General features: G+C 31.1%; 20 protein-coding genes. 13 read left to right on the top strand and 7 right to left on the bottom strand.

From position 1 onward, the window contains the following. Positions 1-26: 26 nt before the first annotated feature. A complete protein-coding gene (locus WC223_08165; GenBank protein MFA6924218.1) occupies positions 27-1,064 on the top strand; it encodes a low specificity L-threonine aldolase in 1,038 nt (345 codons plus the stop codon). 141 nt (positions 1,065-1,205) lie between these two features. After that, complete coding sequence (gene nadD / locus WC223_08160; protein MFA6924217.1) at positions 1,206-1,862, top strand: nicotinate (nicotinamide) nucleotide adenylyltransferase; 657 nt, start codon at positions 1,206-1,208, stop codon at positions 1,860-1,862. 6 nt (positions 1,863-1,868) lie between these two features. On the opposite strand, the gene WC223_08155 is transcribed toward nadD, so the two are convergent. The 7 genes from WC223_08155 to WC223_08125 form a co-directional block, all read right to left on the bottom strand. After that, on the bottom strand, positions 1,869-2,987 hold the full coding sequence (locus tag WC223_08155; protein MFA6924216.1) for an ABC transporter permease: 1,119 nt from the start codon (positions 2,985-2,987) through the stop codon (positions 1,869-1,871). Positions 2,988-3,238: 251 nt separating this feature from the next. Further along, a complete protein-coding gene (locus tag WC223_08150; protein ID MFA6924215.1) occupies positions 3,239-4,627 on the bottom strand; it encodes a LutB/LldF family L-lactate oxidation iron-sulfur protein in 1,389 nt (462 codons plus the stop codon). Between the two features lie 198 nt (positions 4,628-4,825). Beyond that, positions 4,826-5,266: a ribose 5-phosphate isomerase B gene (rpiB, locus tag WC223_08145; protein ID MFA6924214.1), complete on the bottom strand. Its 441-nt coding sequence runs from the start codon at positions 5,264-5,266 to the stop codon at positions 4,826-4,828. A gap of 105 nt (positions 5,267-5,371) precedes the next feature. Continuing rightward, a complete protein-coding gene (locus WC223_08140) occupies positions 5,372-6,199 on the bottom strand; it encodes a hypothetical protein (protein MFA6924213.1) in 828 nt (275 codons plus the stop codon). Positions 6,200-6,292: 93 nt separating this feature from the next. Beyond that, a complete protein-coding gene (locus tag WC223_08135) occupies positions 6,293-7,099 on the bottom strand; it encodes a hypothetical protein (protein ID MFA6924212.1) in 807 nt (268 codons plus the stop codon). Between the two features lie 61 nt (positions 7,100-7,160). Beyond that, positions 7,161-7,574, bottom strand: coding sequence for a DUF6567 family protein (locus tag WC223_08130; protein MFA6924211.1), 414 nt, complete (start codon positions 7,572-7,574; stop codon positions 7,161-7,163). 36 nt (positions 7,575-7,610) lie between these two features. Next, positions 7,611-8,462: a hypothetical protein gene (locus WC223_08125; protein MFA6924210.1), complete on the bottom strand. Its 852-nt coding sequence runs from the start codon at positions 8,460-8,462 to the stop codon at positions 7,611-7,613. A 115-nt stretch (positions 8,463-8,577) separates the two neighbouring features. Here WC223_08125 and WC223_08120 point away from each other — a divergent pair, with 115 nt between their 5' ends. The 11 genes from WC223_08120 to tnpA all read left to right on the top strand — a co-directional run bounded on the left by WC223_08120 (position 8,578) and on the right by tnpA (position 19,101). After that, on the top strand, positions 8,578-9,810 hold the full coding sequence (locus WC223_08120) for an ABC transporter permease (protein ID MFA6924209.1): 1,233 nt from the start codon (positions 8,578-8,580) through the stop codon (positions 9,808-9,810). 86 nt (positions 9,811-9,896) lie between these two features. Then, a complete protein-coding gene (locus WC223_08115) occupies positions 9,897-10,307 on the top strand; it encodes a hypothetical protein (GenBank protein ID MFA6924208.1) in 411 nt (136 codons plus the stop codon). A gap of 89 nt (positions 10,308-10,396) precedes the next feature. Continuing rightward, the gene (locus WC223_08110) at positions 10,397-10,807 is read left to right on the top strand and encodes a hypothetical protein (GenBank protein ID MFA6924207.1); all 411 of its coding nucleotides are present in this window, start codon (positions 10,397-10,399) and stop codon (positions 10,805-10,807) included. Between the two features lie 119 nt (positions 10,808-10,926). Continuing rightward, a complete protein-coding gene (locus tag WC223_08105; protein MFA6924206.1) occupies positions 10,927-11,820 on the top strand; it encodes a glycosyltransferase family 9 protein in 894 nt (297 codons plus the stop codon). An 83-nt stretch (positions 11,821-11,903) separates the two neighbouring features. Beyond that, entirely contained in the window at positions 11,904-13,364 is a 1,461-nt protein-coding gene (locus WC223_08100; GenBank protein ID MFA6924205.1) for an aminoacyl-histidine dipeptidase, read from the top strand. A gap of 271 nt (positions 13,365-13,635) precedes the next feature. Beyond that, positions 13,636-14,976, top strand: a complete 1,341-nt coding sequence (locus WC223_08095; GenBank protein ID MFA6924204.1) for a cyclic 2,3-diphosphoglycerate synthase — start codon at positions 13,636-13,638, stop codon at positions 14,974-14,976. A gap of 126 nt (positions 14,977-15,102) precedes the next feature. Next, on the top strand, positions 15,103-16,017 hold the full coding sequence (gene pyrB / locus WC223_08090; protein ID MFA6924203.1) for an aspartate carbamoyltransferase: 915 nt from the start codon (positions 15,103-15,105) through the stop codon (positions 16,015-16,017). Between the two features lie 75 nt (positions 16,018-16,092). Next, complete coding sequence (gene pyrI / locus WC223_08085; protein MFA6924202.1) at positions 16,093-16,545, top strand: aspartate carbamoyltransferase regulatory subunit; 453 nt, start codon at positions 16,093-16,095, stop codon at positions 16,543-16,545. 12 nt (positions 16,546-16,557) lie between these two features. Then, entirely contained in the window at positions 16,558-17,799 is a 1,242-nt protein-coding gene (locus WC223_08080) for a C1 family peptidase (protein ID MFA6924201.1), read from the top strand. A 160-nt stretch (positions 17,800-17,959) separates the two neighbouring features. Continuing rightward, a complete protein-coding gene (locus WC223_08075) occupies positions 17,960-18,409 on the top strand; it encodes a 6-carboxytetrahydropterin synthase (protein ID MFA6924200.1) in 450 nt (149 codons plus the stop codon). A 239-nt stretch (positions 18,410-18,648) separates the two neighbouring features. Further along, the gene (gene tnpA / locus WC223_08070; GenBank protein MFA6924199.1) at positions 18,649-19,101 is read left to right on the top strand and encodes an IS200/IS605 family transposase; all 453 of its coding nucleotides are present in this window, start codon (positions 18,649-18,651) and stop codon (positions 19,099-19,101) included. Positions 19,102-19,157 lie beyond the last annotated feature (56 nt).

Genomic DNA, 19,157 nt, shown 5'->3' with positions numbered 1-19,157 from the left:
TTTGATAAGAATTAAATTTTTATTTTATGATTATTCGAAATTCACGAATGTTTGCAAGCGACAATGTTGCTCCCGTTCATCCCGAAGTGATGAATGCTTTACAAAGCGTTAATAAAAATCATTGCGTAGCTTATGGTGAAGATATATATACCGAAGCTGCCATAAAAAAATTCAAGGAAATATTTGGTGAAAACATTGACGTTTATTTTGTTTTTAACGGAACAGCGGCAAATGTTTTAAGTATTGCAAATATCACAAATTCGTATAATTCGGTTATCTGTTCGGAAATATCTCATTTGAATCTTGACGAATGTGGTGCACCAGAGAAGTTCTGTGGCTGCAAATTAATTCCTCTTCCAACTCCTGATGGAAAAATAAGAGTGGAGCAATTTCATAAATATATGTTCAGTTTTGACTTTGAGCACCAGTCGCAGCCGAAGGTGATTTCTATAACCCAGTCAACCGAATATGGTACGGTTTATACAATTGATGAAATAAAGGAAATAACAGAATTTGCTCATAAAAATAACATGCTTGTTCATATTGACGGAGCGAGAATATCAAATGCAGCAGTTTCGTTGAATGTCGGATTTAAAGAAATGACGGCAGACGCAGGAGTTGATGCTTTATCTTTTGGAATGACAAAAAATGGTTTGATGTACGGTGAAGCAGTTATATTTTTTGATAAAACCAAATCAGAAAATTTCAAATACATCCGCAAGCAGGGAACACAGCTTGCTTCGAAAATGCGCTACATTGCGGTGCAATATGAAACCATTTTGAAAAACAATCTTTGGTATGAAAATGCAAAGAAAGCAAATGCAATGGCGGAATTATTATTTGAAAAAATAAAGGACTTCAAGGAAATAAAAGTAACACAAAAAGTTGAAGCAAATGTTATATTCGCCATTCTGCCTGAAGAAGCAATTGAGAAAATACAGAAAGAAATTTTCTTTTATATGTGGGATGATACAAAATTTGAAATTCGCTGGATGACTTCATTCGACACAACGGAAGAGGATATTGAAAATTTCGTTAAAGTTCTGAGGAAGTATTTAAAATAGTTTTCTGTTTTCAATATACAGTTACTTCGATATTCATTAAATGACAAAAAAATATCGAACATCAAATGTCGAATAATGAATTTCGAAGTTTTTACTAATGACTAAAGACCAATGACTAATTATAAAAACATTGAACATCGAATGTCGAATAATGAATTTCAAATACCATCAGCTTCAAAGATTGGTTTATTTTTCGGAACTTTTAATCCTATTCATGTAGGACACTTGGTTATTGCCAATTATATGGTTGAATTTACTCCTTTGAAAGAAGTTTGGTTTGTGGTTACTCCAAGAAATCCATTGAAAAACAAATCAACTTTGCTAAAAGATAATCTTCGGCTGTATATGGTAAATCTTGCAATTGAAAATATAAATAAATTAAAATCGTGTGATATTGAATTCAAACTGCCCAAACCTTCATACACAATAAATACCCTGGCATACCTTAAAGAAAAATATCCGAATAAAAATTTTACATTGATAATGGGTAGCGATAATCTTGCAACATTTCACAAATGGAAAAATTATAAACAAATTCTTGAGAATTATGAATTATATATATATCCCCGTCCTGAATCGGACAGCGGAATTTTAAAAAATAATGAACAAAACCTAACAGGTCTCGAAAACCTGTTAGGTTTGAAAAATCATAAAAACATAAAAATTGTTGATGCTCCCCTGATGGAAATTTCATCAAGTTTTATCCGCAGAGCAATAAAAGAAAAGAAAGACATAAGATTCTTCCTGACGGATACGGTATACAGGCATATTACCGAAATGCACTTTTATGAAAAATAAATAATATCACGTGGTTTTTCTATATCGCCAAACAGCAAAGCTCAGAATGAGCAATGCATATATTGATATTGAAATAAATTCTTTTTTTATGTCGTAAAAGCCGGAACCTTTAAGAAGTATCATTCTCATTACTTTAATAAAGTATGATAACGGATTAATTATGTTTATTTTTTGTGCCCACTCGGGCATGCTTTCTACGGGAGTAAATAAACCGCTGAGCAAAACAAATACAATCATAAAAAAGAAAGTAACAAACATTGATTGTTGCTGTGTATTGTTAATTGTAGAAATCAGAAGTCCTATACTTAAAATAACAAGAAGATACACCGAGGCAAAGCCGAACAAAAGCCACAAACTGCCAACAATAGGAATATTAAAGAGAAATTTTCCTATAGTGAGTCCGAAGCCAAGTTCAAACAATGCTATGAGCCAGAATGGCAATAATTTTCCGATAATGAATTGATATTTTTTTATCGGTGTAACATTTATTTGTTCAATCGTTCCTATTTCTTTTTCTCTCACAATATTCATTCCTGAAAGAAGAGTTCCAATCAAAGTTATGAGCAAAACAAGTATTCCCGGAACCATAAAGTTTATATAATTTAATTCCGGATTGAACCAGTGCGAATAATTCACCTGTATTGATGATGTTTGAAAATTTGAAGGCATATTTACCCATTCATTAATAATTTGCTTGTTGTAATCGTTAATAATTGAAATAGTATATGCATTTATTAAACCTGCAGAAGCAGCATTTATGGCATTTATCACAAGCTGAATTTTCGCTTTATTATTTGCCCTTAAATTTTTTTCAAAATTTTGCGGTATCTGGAGAACCATATCAGCTTTATTTTTCTTTAAATCTTCTTCTCCTTCTTTTTCCGAAAAAGAATAATTCGTTATCGCATAAAATGGTGAACCTTGAAATTTACTGATTAGTTTCCTTGACATACTGCTTCTGTCAAAGTCAATCAAATGTACTCTGATATGCTTCATTTCGAAAGTTGCTGCCTGCGATAAAATTAAAAGCTGAACCAAGGGCATTATAAAAATTATAGGCAGCATCATTCTGTTTCGCCTTATCTGCAAAAATTCTTTTTGAATTATGAATATTATAGTTTTCATCAGAGTTGTAGGTCGTATATAGTTTTGATTTGTTTAAAGGTTTTTGAAATTCCGTTGTAAGTTTTTATATTTTTTCCAGACATGTCTTTAACAATCCTGACGAACTTCGTTATCGGGATAAATTTAACAATAAAAAAATATAGAATCCGTCAGTGACGGAAATAATGAATTTCGAAGTTTTAATAATGGCTTAATGAATAGTGACTAATGACTTTTTTAACAACAAACCACAAACATTTTAAACTACAAACTTACTTTATACCTTGTTTTTCTTTCCAAAGACGATTAAATGATTTTGGCATTAATTGAGGAACATCGCGCCGCGAACCCCATGCTTTACTAAAAAATTTTCTTATAGCATAATTTTTTATTTTATATCCTCCCTTTTCAATAAGCCATCTGTTCAACATTGCTTTTTTATAAACAAACATTGTGAACTTTTCCGACTTTTTTGCATAACCCGATTCAACTGAATCTCTTCGGTTATATAATAACAATTTGTGCAGATTTATTTTTACAGGACAAACTTCCGTACATTTTCCGCATAATGTAGATGCATAACTCAAATGTTTATAATTTTCAAACCCTCTGAGAAATGGTGAAATCACTGAACCGATAGGTCCGCTATATGTTGTTGAATATGTATGTCCGCCAATATTTTTATAAACCGGACAACCATTTAAACAAGCTCCGCATCTTATACATGACAAAGCCCGTCGCTGCTCGGGCTTTTTAAGTAATTCCGATCTGTTATTATCAATCAATACAACATACATTTCTTCAGGTCCATCGCTTTCGCCTTCCTGTCGGGGTCCAGTAATTATCGAATTATATGCAGTAATATATTGTCCTGTTCCGTGTGTTGAAAGTAAAGGCCAAAATAAATCCAAATCGTTTATTGAAGGAATTAATTTTTCAATTCCCGTAATAGCAATATGTATTTTTGGGAAAGAAACCGACATCACACCGTTTCCTTCATTTTCGGTAAGAGCTACTGCACCTATATCTACAATTAAAAAATTGCCGCCGGTAATGCCAACATCAGCATTTACAAATTTTTCGCGTAAAAGATTTCTTACAAATTTTGTAATTTCTTCGGGTGTGCTTTCAATGGGTAAGTTATATTTCTTATTAAAGATTTCAGCTATTTCTTTTTTATTCCTGTGCATTACGGGAGTAATTATATGATATGGCTTTTCGCCACATAGCTGAACAATAAATTCTCCTAAATCAGTTTCAAGTACTTCAAATCCCTTTTTCTCAAAATGTTCATTAAAATCTATTTCTTCAGTTACCATTGACTTTGATTTTACAATCTTTTTGGCATTTGCTTTTTCTAAAATTTCCAGTATTTGTCTGATTGCATCTTCGGTATCAACTGCCCATATTACTTTTCCGCCCCTTCTTGTAAAATTTGCTTCAAAATCAATCAGGTTCTTTTCGAGATTGTCAATGGTTTTATTTTTTATATTCGCTGCTTTTTGCTTTGCCAATTCAAGATTACAATATTGTTTTTTGCCTTTTTCAACAGCAATATCGTACCGCGAAATATTAAATTTAATGGTTTTCCTATGCTCCCGGTCGAAAGCTTTTTTTTCAGATGCAATTTGAAATTTATCTGCTGTTGTATTTTCAACCATTATTGAAAATTATTAAGAAGTTGTTTAAAATTTAAAGTTTAATGTTTAAAGTTTCTGTTATTTGATATTATTACTCTTTAATTTATTTTGATTTTTATTTTTTTTAAATTCGTATGTTAATTTTTTTATTGTTAATCTCACTCTTAATATTCTGAAGTTCAAATATACATAACTTTAAACAAAAAAATCAAACAACGCCTAAATGAGTTTTGCTATTTTTTCGATTCTACGAACGTGTCTTCCGCCTTCAAAACCCATTTCAAGAAAAACTTTTGTTATTTTTTTTGCTTTACATTTGGTTATAAATCTTGCAGGCAAAGCAAGCATATTTGCATCATTGTGGGAGCGGGCAAGTCGCGCAATTTCTTTTTCCCAGCATAACGCACAACGCACATTTCTGTGTTTATTGGCAGTCATAGCAACTCCGTTCCCTGTTCCACAAATTACTATTCCTTTTTCTATTTCTTTATTCTCAACCATTCTTGCAACTGGATGAACAAAATCGGGATAATCAACGCTGACTTCGGAATCAGTGCCTAAATCTTTCACCTCATAACCGATGCTTTTAAGATATTTTTTCAAATATTCTTTTAATTTAAAGCCAGCATGGTCACTTCCTATTGCAATTATTTTTGACATATTTTTTATTTTACACTACGAAAATACGAAGATTTTGGGAATATTGTAAAAAAAGGGCTGTCTTTTATTTTAAGACAGCCCTTTTTTATATTTAAGAATGCTATATTAGTTGAAAAACCAAGATAAAGTTACTAAAGCTCCAAGTGTTCCAAAACCGCCTCTAGATTCTTTTGAGGTATCAATTGCTTTAGTAATAATTTCAGGTTGAATTACTTTTTTATTATTTATTCCTGTGTTTGATTCCGTTAATTCTTTTATACCTTTGGTATTAAAAGCATTTTTTGTTGATTTACTTAAGCCCCAAGCAAATTCTGCTCCAAGGCATAAATCTTTTGCAATAAAATAATTGAACCCTGCTACTAATTTAACACCAAAAACAAAAGTAGTTGCTGGTATTAATGTATATTTCTCAACATCTCCTTTTAAAATTGTGTCAGGAGAATAGAATGGGGGAGTTGTGCTCATCATAGCTTCTTTAGTTGATTCAATTTTAGCACCAAAAGTTTTACCAAAAAATAAAGCGCCTCCCATATATGGTTCAAGTTTTTCGTTGTCGCCAAAACTCTTTTGAGCTCCTATTTCGAAATTTAATTGACTTCCTTTGCATGTTTTTGTTTCTTGATGTATTCCATCGCCACCAAATTTTTGCGCAGTATCACCAACGGTTTTTCCATACTCAACAAAAGTAACGCCATCTTTATCATATAATCCTGATAATTTACCAAAATTAATTCCACCTCTTAGAGCAAGGTCATCAGCTAAATAATATTTAAATAATAATGTACCAGTTGTACTTGCATTGCCATTAACTGTAATGTTTTGAATTAAACCGTTAATGCCTGCAGTAAAACCTTTGTATCCTTGTGTTGGTTTTTGTGCATAAATAACAACTGCACTTAAAAAACAAATTAAAAACAAATTAAACTTTTTCATGATTTTTTTATTTTAGTTAATAAATAAATTTTAAATTTTCCGCAAAATTAACTATTATTTTGATTTAAAAAACTTTAAAAAAATATTACTTTTCTACTTTTTTACATTAAATTCATATCTATCATTAACAGATGATGCGGCTTCAATAATATTAGTGATTTTAATGACAGCATAAATTTGCCCGGTTCCGTTATTTACTTTTGTAATAATAATATCATTAATATTTAAATTTGATATTAATGACAACTTATTGCCAGAATCATAAGCAGCTTTTGCAGATATATTTGTTGCATTTGCATAATCAAATCCATTAAAAAAAACAAATTCGTTTCCTGCCGGAGAATACCAAGTTTTAGAAAGTACTGAATCTGATGGGATTGTATCAAAATCTGCAATATCAAGTAAATTTTGTTGAGCTATACCAGAAAACTGTACTGAATTTGTGTTTACATCAAACGCATCTGGTTTTCCCGAATATTTCGAATAAATAATATGCCCTGTAGTTTCAGTTAATATTACTGGATTAGGAGTAGGAATTACTATTCTCAAAGCCACATCGCTTTTGTCACCATCCGCGTCGCAAGCAGAAAAAGTAATAATTATAGAACCTGAAATTGAGTCGGGAACAGTATAAGAAAAAGTATAATATAATTTTTCTCCATTAACTAAAGTGTCAAGAATCTTAGTTTTAGCTGATTTATCAGGTTCTTGATAAATCAAAAATTTTGATAATTCATCTTTACCGCCATCTACAAAAATTTCAAAATTAATAACATCTCCTGCATTTGCTGTAATATTAATATCTGATGGATTAACGCGAATTACCGGAGTGGAGTTTTTATCTCTGCAAGAATATAAAGACAAACAAGAAAAAAATAATATAATAGAGAAAAGTCGCATAATAAAATTTTAAAAAAAATCCGGCAATAATTACTGCCGGATTTTTTTATTGTTAAATTTATTATTTTGTTTTAATTCTAAATGCTTTTGTTTTAATAGTTAAAGTAGTTTTACTACCCAAAAACATTTGTTGTTTATTGATTTCATAAGAAATAGGAAGAACAAAATCAGCATTAGGTTTTGATATTAACGCATCATACATTGCATTATTCATTCCTCTGCTTTGAGGAATACTAATTGCTAAAGAACCTTGAGGAATTGCTGTTCCAACTTTATACTTACGTCCACCTAATGGTATTCCAATAAAATACGATTGTGTTGAAGTGCCGGTTGCATCACCAAGATATTCAAGATTCTCCATAGACAAATTAATCTGAACACTTATGGGAGCAGAAGGAACTCCTTTCTTTGTGATTGAACATGAAGTAGCCATTAATACCACAATAATAATAGCTATAATATTTAATTTCTTCATAAATTTTATATTTTATATTTTGAATAATGAATTATATTATTTAAAGTAAACATGTAATACTATTCTTACATCATGGTTGGTATCCATATTAAATTGACCTTTTTTTAATGTCTTATATTTATTGTTGTCTGCAACGCCAAAAGGGTCATTTCCTTGTGTATAATATTCTGCCGAGCTAGCTTTACCATTTACTACTTGGTCTTGTGTTACTTTTGTTTTTCCACCTAAAGTCCATTTAGCATTTAATCCGTATTCTAAGCCAACTGAAACTGGTAATTGAGCAATAAAAATATTAACACCTATAACGCCAGCAAAACCAAAAATAGAAGTTTTTGTCTTTTTTTCGATATTTTCAAAATCAGAAGGTGTGTTCTTCTGAAATTTATATTCATAATCTTCAATGGTAATATCTCTACCTAATCCAGCATATAAATCACCTCCCATATAAACATCAAATATATTGCTACCAGAAAAATGCTTTTCAAGACCAAGAGCTATACAATATTCTCTTTTGCTGTTTTTTAATGAGTTGCTGCTCATACTATCGGTACTCATACCGATTATAGCATTTGTATCAGCAATATCTCCTTTTGATTTTAATGAAGATTTGTAAAGTTTTAAACCAGCTCTTAAAACTAAGTCGTCATGTAAATAATACTTAACTGTTAAGAAGTTGCTATTTTGCAACATGTTGTGAATTTTAAAGCTAAAGCTATCTACGCTAGTAAAAATAGGATAGGCAAATACTAAAGCCATATCACCTGCAACAGGACGCGCTCCAAGTTTAACATTGACAGAATCATTTCTTCTAGTTGAAATCTGGGTAAATGCAGTATTTGCAAATAACACAGTTGCAACAATCAGTAAAAGGTAATTGCGTTTTTTCATACTAATTTTTAATTTTTAGTTAATAAATATGTTTTGAAATTTTATGCAAAATTAATTGTAATTTTTATTAAAACAAGTTTTTTTTAACATATTTTTGTAAAAGTAAATATAGCTTATGCTTTTAAAATCAAAAAAATATAATCAAAAAAAATCATATTCCCTTTCTTTATTAACTTGGATAAAATTAAGAAAGAACAAGCTTGCAATGAGTGGGCTGATTTTTATCTTATTTTCAGTATTAATTTCCGTTACCGGATATTTAATTATCCCTGATTCTACCCCAATGGCGAATGAGCAGACATTGGAAATTTCAAATAAAAAACCCGGGTTTAAAGTAAAAGTATTACTTGTTAGAAAAAATGAAAAAAATGAAAAGGATAATTTTTTTAAAAAAATGTTTTTTGGTAAAAAAAGTAAATATCAGTTAATACCAATTCAAAATTATTTTTTTAAAGGTGACAAAATAATTGTAGAAAAGTTTTCGGGAATCGAAAAAATCAAAGGTGAAGAAGTTTCACTTAATATTGCGGATGTTGTTTTTTCGTTATCGGATAAACCGGATTTGATGTCGGATAAAAATAGTATAAAATTTACAACAATTGATAACAAAAGAAAAATCGCATTTGTTTCTGAATTAAAAAAAATAATCGAAGAAAAAAACATTGTAACTAAAAAATATATTCTCGGAACAGATACATTCGGCAGGGATATGCTTAGCAGAATAATAATTGGTGCGAGGGTTTCTTTATCGGTGGGATTTATTTCGGTTCTTATTTCGCTTTTAATAGGCATCACACTCGGAGCATTAGCCGGATTTTATAGGGGATGGATTGATAATTTGATAATGTGGTTTATAAATGTTGTGTGGTCAATTCCCACGCTTCTGCTTGTTATTGCAATAACATTTGCGCTCGGAAAAGGATTCTGGCAGATTTTTATTGCGGTAGGACTTACAATGTGGGTTGAGGTTGCACGAATTGTAAGAGGTCAGATTTTAAGTATAAGAGAAAAAGAATTTGTTGAAGCATCCAGAGCACTCGGATTTTCCGATTTCAGAATTATTTTCCGTCATATTTTACCAAATGTCTTGGGTCCGGTAATTGTTATATCCACCGCAAACTTCGCATCTGCAATTCTTCTTGAAGCAGGATTGAGTTTTCTCGGAATTGGTGTTCAACCACCCATGCCATCATGGGGAACAATGATAAGAGATTATTACGGTTATATCATGCTCGACATGGCATACCTTGCAATACTTCCCGGAATTGCAATAATGCTCATGGTTCTGGCTTTCATGCTTCTCGGCAATGGTTTGAGAGATGCTCTTGATGTAAAAATAAATCCATAATAAAAATAAAAATTTTATTTTCAAAATCAGAAATAATAAATTATTTGTACTTTTGTTTAAATTTAATCTATAAAAAATAAAAACCTATGAAAAAGTTAATCGAAATTTCAACAGTGGTAATTTTTATTTTATCAATTACCTTTTCGTCTTGTAAAAAATATGATGATGGACCAATGATTAGTTTAGCTTCTAAAAAAAGCAGAGTTGTGAATAAGTGGGTGTATGAATCTGTTATGCAGAATGGAGTTAACACAACAAGTTTTTATACTGCTGTATATGATTATATCGAATTAAAAAAAGATGGAAGTATTTCCTGCGTAAAAGGAGCTGTTTCAATTAATGGCACTTGGGCTTTTGATAGTAAAAAAGAAAATATAATCACTACAATTGCTTCTGATGTTAAAACAAATAAAATATTAAAACTCAAGAGTGATGAAATGTGGTTGGAAGAAGAAAATTTACTCGGTGCAATAACTTATCATTATAAATCAAAGTAATAAAATAATTACAAAAAAGCTTTAAGATTTTAGTTTTTAGATTATGGCACCCACCAAATGAAATTTATTATTTAAAGAAATAATTAGTTATGAGAAATTTCAAATTTTTAATAGTTTTATTTTTTGCAATTTCTTTAACTTTTATTGGTTGCAAAAAATATAATGATGGTCCGCGAATCAGCTTTATGCCGAAAAAATACAGAGTTGCTAATAAATGGAAAATTGATAGAAAGTTTGAAAATTCCGTTGAAGTAACAAGGAGTGCCGACTGGGAAAATGAAACTTATGAATTCAAAAGCAACGGCGGATATTTTTACACAAACGTTTTAGGCATTACATCACAGGGAACATGGGATTTGGAAAATACAAAAGAAAATTTAGTGATTTTTACAAGTTCATCAACTGTTTATAAAATTTTAAGATTAAAAAATAAAGAGCTGTGGCTTGAAGACACAAATATACCAGGCATTGAAACAGAAACACATTATGTTCCGAAATAATTTCAATTTCTGTTTTTACAATTAATAAACTTCAACTGGAAAAATTATTAATAATACGATTTAGTTCAATTGGGGATATTGTTCTCGCAACACCTGTTATTAGATGTTTGAAAAAACAATTGAATAATATCGAAATTCATTTTTTAACAAAAAAGAAATATTCGGAAATACTTGAAAACAATCTTTACATAGATAAATTTTACTATATTGAAAAAAACATATCTGAAGTAATAGAAGATTTAAAAAATGAAAATTACACACACATAATTGATTTACATCATAACCTCAGGTCTTTTTTTGTCAAACGTAATTTGCGGAAACTATCGCATAGCTTCGATAAACTTAATATTGAAAAATGGATTTATGTTAATTTTAAAATTAACATTCTTCCCAAAATTCATATTATTGATAGATATTTTAATGCAGTTAAATTTCTCGGAATAACAAATGACAACGCTGGTCTCGACTATTTTATTTCGCAAACTGATGAAATTGATTTGAAGAGATTACCTCAAAATTTCAGAGGTGGTTATATCGGTTTTGTCATCGGTGGATTACAAAACACAAAATGTTTTCCTGTTGAAAAAATAATTTCCGTTTGTAAAAAAATAAATTACCCTGTAATTATTCTCGGAGGTAAGAATGATTTTGAAAAAGGTGAACAAATTGCAGAAGCAGTTGGAGACAACATTTTCAACGCCTGCGGAAAATATAATATAAATCAATCGGCATCAATTGTAAAGCAGGCAAAAAAAATAATCACTAACGATACCGGCTTAATGCACATTGCCGCTGCATTTAAAAAAGATATAATTTCGCTTTGGGGAAACACTGTTCCTGCATTCGGCATGTATCCCTATCTTCCGGGAGCGAAAAGTAAAATTATTGAAATAAATGAAATACGTTGTCGTCCGTGCTCGAAGTTGGGTTTCGAAAAATGTCCGCATATTCATTTTAAATGTATGAGGATGCTCGATGAGGAAGAAATAATCAGAGCTTTGGAACTTTACTAAACTTTTGAAGTTTAGCAAAGCTTATAATTCTATGCTTTCTCGCGATAAAAAATAAAAAGCCACAGATTCACAAATTAAAATAAATGATTATGTCAACAATCTTAAAAAAATTACAACCCGAAAAAGTATGGGAATACTTTGAGGAAATCTGCAATATTCCTCGTCCTTCAAAGAAAGAAGAAAAAATAATTTCTTACTTGCTTGAATTCGGGAAAAAATTTAATCTCGAAACAAAAAAAGACGATGTTGGAAATGTATTAATAAAAAAGCCGGCAACAAAAGGAAACGAAAAAAAGAAAACTGTCATTTTGCAAAGTCATGTTGATATGGTTTGCGAGAAAAACAGCGATGTTCAGCATAATTTTGAAACTGATGCTATTGCTCCTTATATTGATGGTGGATGGCTAAAAGCAAAAGGTACAACACTTGGAGCAGATAACGGAATTGGCGTTGCTGCAAGTTTAGCTGTTTTAGCTTCAAACGATATTGAACACGGAAATATTGAATGTTTGTTTACTGTTGACGAAGAAACAGGATTAACAGGTGCTTTCAACTTAAAGCCAGATTTTTTAAAAGGAAATATTTTATTGAATCTCGACTCGGAAGACGAAGACCAGATTTTTATAGGATGCGCAGGAGGGAAGCAAACTTCAATAAAAATGAATTATAACAAAGAATCATTTCCTCAGAACTACATTGCTTTTAAAATAAGTGTTACGGGATTGCAGGGTGGACATTCAGGTGGAGATATTCATTTGGGCAGAGGAAACTCAATTAAAATTCTGAACAGATTATTATGGAATCTTTCAAATTTATATAAAATAAGAATTTTAAATATTGAAGGAGGAAACCTGCATAACGCAATACCACGCGAGGCATTTGCAACAATTGCGGTTTCCGAAAACGAGAAAAATAAACTTATTGAATATATTACAAGTTATAATAAAATTATTAAAGAAGAATTTTCTGTAACTGATAATAAAGTTGAAATTAGTTGTATATCCTGCAATAATCCTTTTCAGGTTATTGATTTAAAAACGCAAAATAATTTATTGAATTCACTGTATGCTTGTCCAAACGGAGTAATAGCAATGAGTGCCGATATTCCGGGATTAGTGGAAACATCAACAAATTTGGCTACTGTAAAAACTTTTGAAAACGAAATAGAAATTGTTGCAAGTCAAAGAAGTTCTGTTGAAAGCTCAAAACAAGACATTGCCGACATGGTTGAAGCTACATTCAGATTAACAAATGCAAAAATAGAACAAGGCGATGGTTATCCGGGATGGAAGCCAAACACAAAATCCGAAATACTTAATATAACAAAAACTTCATTCGTAAAAGTGTTGAAATATGAACCAAAAATATTGGCAATTCATGCAGGTTTGGAATGTGGCGTAATAGGCGAAAAATATCCCGGTATGGATATGATTTCGTTCGGACCTACAATGCGCGATGTTCATTCTCCTGACGAAAAACTTGAAATAAAAAGTGTAAATAATTTCTGGCTCTTGTTATTGGAAGTGCTGAAAAATATTCCGTAAAATAATTTTAAAATTGCTGAATATACTCTAACTACATAATGAAAACTCTTTATAATACTTTTTAAATAATGAAATCAAAAAAGTTTCTAATCTTTTTAATTTTTCAATTTTTTATAATCTGTGAATCTGTGGCAATTTTTTCTCACATAAATATTCAATAACGCTGAATATATTGATAATATTTATACTTTAGAAAAAATATTTTCCAAACTGGTTGCAGATAATACTTAAACTCTTAAATTTGCTCGAAACTTCTAAAAAAATTAATGTTATGGCAAAGAGAAATGTAATTATTATTGGAGCTGCCGGCAGAGATTTTCACAATTTCAATACTTACTTCAGGTCGAATGTCGATTTTAATGTCTTGGCATTCACAGCAGCTCAGATACCAGACATTAATGACAGGAGATATCCTGCTGAACTTTCCGGAAAGCTTTATCCGAAAGGCATACCGATTTATGATGAAAAATTTTTACCTGAACTGATTAAAAATTTAAAAATTGACGATTGTGTATTTGCATACAGCGACGTAACTTATACTCATGTCATGCATACAAGTGCAATAGTAAATCAGGCAGGTGCAAATTTTATTTTATTGGGACCAAGAGAAACACAATTAAAAAGCAGCAAGCCGGTAATATCAGTATGTGCTGTGAGAACGGGTTGTGGAAAAAGTCAGACATCAAGAAGAGTTATTGAAATTCTGATGTCGAAAGGATTGAAAGTTGTTGCTGTAAGACATCCTATGCCTTACGGAGATATTGCAAAACAAAAAGTTCAACGATTTGCAAAAGTCGAAGATTTGAAAAAGCATAATTGCACTATTGAAGAAATGGAAGAATACGAACCACATGTTGTTCGCGGAAATGTAATTTATGCCGGTGTTGATTATGAAGCAATTCTTCGTCAGGCAGAAAAGGAAGCCGATATAATTTTATGGGATGGCGGAAATAATGACTTTTCATTTTACAAATCCGATTTAGCTATTACTATTGTTGACCCTCACAGACCGGGGCATGAATTATCATACTACCCGGGAGAACTCACATTGCGTCTGGCAGATGTTGTAGTAATAAATAAAATTGACAGTGCCGATGCAAACAATATTAATATTGTGAGAGAAAATGTTGCTAAAATAAATCCTAATGCTTTGGTTGTTGATGGAGCATCTCCTATTACTGTTGAAAAACCACAACTTATCAGAGGAAAAAGAGTTTTAGTAATTGAAGATGGTCCCACTTTAACACACGGAGAAATGAAGATAGGTGCAGGTATTGTTGCAGCTAGAAAATTCGGAGCAAAAGAAATAATTGACCCACGACCTTTTGTTACAGGAAAACTTGCGGAAACATTCAGGATTTATCCTAATATAGGAACAGTGCTTCCTGCAATGGGGTACGGACAACAGCAGATAAAAGACCTCGAAACGACAATAAATAAATCAAATGCCGAATCTGTAATTATTGCAACACCTATTGATTTGAACAGGATTTTAAAAATAAAAAAACCAAGCACAAGAGTAAGCTATGAATTGCAGGAAATAGGAAAACCTGATTTAGATGATATTGTTTCCGATTTTTTGTTCAAACAAAAAATAAAATTTAAAAAATAAATTTTTATAGCGGTTTTTTTAACCGCTTTTTTTATACTTTTATGTTTTGAAAATTCTTATGAAAATAAAAATCATGTTAGATTTTTTTTTGTAAAAATAAATTTATACTGAATAAAACAATAAAAGATGAGTTTAAAAAACCGAAGTTTAGTTTCAATCAACGACTTCACAAAAGAAGAGCAGTTACAGGTTCTGGAACTTGCACGATTCTTTGAAAAAAATCCGGTGCAGGATATTTTAAACAATAAAGTTGTAGCAACTTTATTTTTTGAGCCATCCACTAGAACAAGGTTGAGCTTTGAATCGGCTGTTTCGCGGCTTGGTGGTAAAATCATAGGGTTCACAGATGCAACATCTTCCAGTTTACAAAAAGGCGAATCCTTCAGAGATACTATTAAAACTGTAAGTAATTATTCCGATTTGATTGTGATGCGCCACCCTAAAGAAGGAAGTGCGAGGTTTGCAAGCGAAGTATCATCAGTGCCAATAATTAATGCCGGCGATGGAGCAAACCAGCACCCCACACAAACTCTGCTTGATTTGTTTACAATAAATCAAACTCAGGGAAAACTAGATAATCAGCATATAGCTTTTGTTGGTGATTTGAAATATGGCAGAACAGTTCATTCATTAGTTATGGCTCTTTGTAATTTCAACTGCACTTTTCATCTTGTATCACCTTTAGAATTGAAATTGCCAAGTTCGGTGAAGTTTCATATAAACGAAAGCAAACAGAAATATTTTCAATATACAAGAATTGAAGATGTAATCAAAAATGTTGACATATTATATATGACGCGTATTCAGAAAGAAAGATTTTCTGACCCTATAGATTATGAGAAAATTAAAAATTCATATATTTTAAAAAATGACATGCTTGCAGGTACAAAAGAAAATCTGAAAATCCTGCATCCGTTGCCGCGCGTAAATGAAATCAATGAAGATGTTGACAACAGCGCAAAAGCATATTATTTTCAGCAGGCAATGAATGGTGTTTATGTCAGGCAAGCTTTAATGTCGCTTATTTTTGGGGTTAAATAAATTTAAAATAGTAGTAATACATAAGTCGTAAGTAGAAAAAAATAATGAATAAGTAACTTTTAAAAGTTTTTTAAAATGAAAGAATTTGTAGTAAAAGCCATTGACAACGGAACGGTTATAGACCACATTCCTTCCGAAAATGTTTTCAATGTCATCAGAATTTTAAATCTCGAAAATTTTGACAACCAGATATTATTCGGAACAAACCTTGAAAGCAAAAAACTCGGACTGAAAGGAATTATAAAAATGAGAAACAAATATTTTGAAAAAGATGAAATTAATAAGATTGCTATTTTTGCTCCTCAAGCAACTCTTATTAAAATAAAGGAATATCAGATTATTGAAAAAACAACTGTTACACTACCGGAAAAAATTGAAGCAATTGTAAAATGCTTCAATCCGAATTGCATAACTAATTCTGAAAATATTACGACCAAATTCACCGTACTTGATAAGGTTGATGTGAAATTACTTTGCCACTATTGCGAAAAAATTACAGATAAAGAAAATTTTATTATTTCAAAATAATTAAAATAAAAAATGAGAAAAATTTTATTAATAACCGCTATACTTTTTTCAGCAGGTGTTATTGCACAGAATGCAAAAAGAGATAAAGGTGTTTTATTAGAGAGTAAACCTGGTTATTGGAAAAATGATATTTTACCTGGAGTTGAAAAATATCAGCAGCAGATAAATCCTCCGAAAATAAATTTTAATTTCAAAGCGGATTTTTCAGGAATCGATTTTCCAAATAATATAGATTTATACAAAAAGCAATGGCATACTCCGCCAATTTCTCAGGGAGCAACCGGAACTTGCTGGTGCTTTTCCGCAACTTCATTTTTCGAAACAGAAATATACCGGTTAACAAAACAGGAAATTAAATTATCCGAAATATACACTGTTTACTGGGAATATGTTGAGAAGGCACGTCGTTACGTTCGTGAAAAAGGGAATTCGGCAATCGGTGAAGGTTCGGAAGCCAATGCTGTTATCAGAATATGGAAGACCTATGGAGTTGTTCCTTATTCGTCTTACTCGGGAATGCTTCAGGGACAACTTTTTCATGCTCATGATAAAATGAGAGAGGAGATTAAAAGTTATCTCCAGTCAGTAAAAGCTGCAAATGCATGGAATGAAGAAGCAGTTGTTGAAACAATAAAAAATATTTTGAATAGTTATCTGGGTATTCCTCCTACAAAAGTTGTTGTTGATGGAAAAGAAATGACTCCACAGGAATATTTGAAAAATGTTTTGAAGATTAACCCTGATGATTACGTTTTTGTAGTTTCGCTTATGGAAAAACCTTTCTGGGAACAGATGGAATTACCTGTATCGGACAACTGGTGGCACAGTAAAGAATATTACAATGTTCCTATTTATGATTATATGAAAATTTTAAAACAAACAGTTAAGGCAGGTTACACGGTTGCAATAGGAGGTGATGTTTCTGAAGCGGGATATGATACCCAAAAGCAAATTGCTGTTATTCCGACTTTCGATATTCCTTCTGATTATATTGATGATTATTCACGACAATTCAGATTTAGTAATGGCACTACCGGCGATGACCATGGACTGCACTTAATAGGTTATTACGAGAAAGATGGGAAGGACTGGTATTTAATTAAAGATTCCGGCTCAGGGTCTCGTAACAACGATAAAAATGATAAAAATTTTGGATACTTCTTCTATCACGAGGATTATGTGAAATTAAAAATGCTTTATTTTATGGTGCATAAAGATATGTTCAAAGATTATTTATCTGAATTTAAGAAATAATTTTTTTTGTTTGGTGTAATTTTGTGCTTTTGTGGTTGTTATTTTTTTGCCACCAAAGCACAAAATCACCAAAATCCACGAAAATAAAATCAAAATGAAATGACTATATATTTAAAAATAGAATGAAAATACAGTACCAAATATCACATTTAAATTAATTATGTCTATAATCAGAATCACAAAAAAATTTGAATTCGAAATGGCTCATGCTCTCGCAGGTTATAACGGATTATGTCGCAATATTCACGGACATTCATATAAATTATTTGTTACTGTGAAAGGCGAACCTGAAACTGCTCCTGATTCCCCGAAAGACGGAATGGTATTTGACTTCTCCGAATTAAAAAAAATAATACAAAAAGAAATTATTGAAAAATTTGACCATGCACTTGTATTAAATGAAAAAATAAATTCAGATGATATCTTCAAAACAAGCGAAATGTTCGGTAATATAATTTTGGTTGATTTTCAACCGACATGCGAAAATCTTCTGAATGATTTTGCATTCAGGATAAAAAAAATCATTCCGAAAAATATTTCACTTCACAGTTTGAAACTTTGCGAAACTTCTACTTCTTTTGCTGAATGGTTTGCGAAAGACAACCTTTAAAAAAATCAATAAATTTATAATGCTTGAATCTTGAAGTTCAATGAAGAGAAGCAAGTTTAGATATTCTTTAGATTTACAAATTAATATTGGTAATTCACTAAAAGGACTTTTTAAGAAAAAATTGGTTTCTCAGAAATACTTTATTATTTTTACAGGCAGATAATATTTTTTAATCAAAAGAATTCCTCGAGGCTCTGCCTCGGGGTCAAAAATAAAGAAAAAAACAGTAATTTTAACGTGTGAGTGAACATATATTCAAAAGACATAATAAGACGCTATTGTTGTATCATATGGTTTTTCCTGTGAAGTATAGGAGGGAAGCAATAAGTAGTAAAGTTGAGCAAACAATAGTTGAAGTAGGAAAAGGAATTAGTGCAAGATACGAAATATATTTTGTAGAAATAGGAGCAGATGAAGACCACATACATTTTTTGATTCAGAGTGTTCCAAAAATATCAGTAGAAATAATAGTACGAACTGTAAAAAGTATAATGGCAAAGGAAATTTTCAGAATACATCCAGAAGTAAAGCAAATATTGTGGGGAGGAAATTTTTGGACAAGTGGATATTATGCAAATACTGTAGGGCAGTATGGGAATGAGGAAGTAATAAAAAAATATTTGCGAGAACAAGGAAAGGGAAAGGAATATAAACAATTATATCGTGGGCAATTAAAACTGTTTGATGTTTAGAAAGACGTATGTAAATTGCACTGATACCTCGAGGCTCTGCCTCGGGGTCATTCATT

It is taken from the genome of Bacteroidales bacterium, from assembly GCA_041671145.1.
GTDB lineage: Bacteria > Bacteroidota > Bacteroidia > Bacteroidales > JAHJDW01 > JAQUPB01.
Note: the sequence above shows the minus strand (reverse complement) of the source record. Positions and strands in the feature narration are given on the sequence as shown.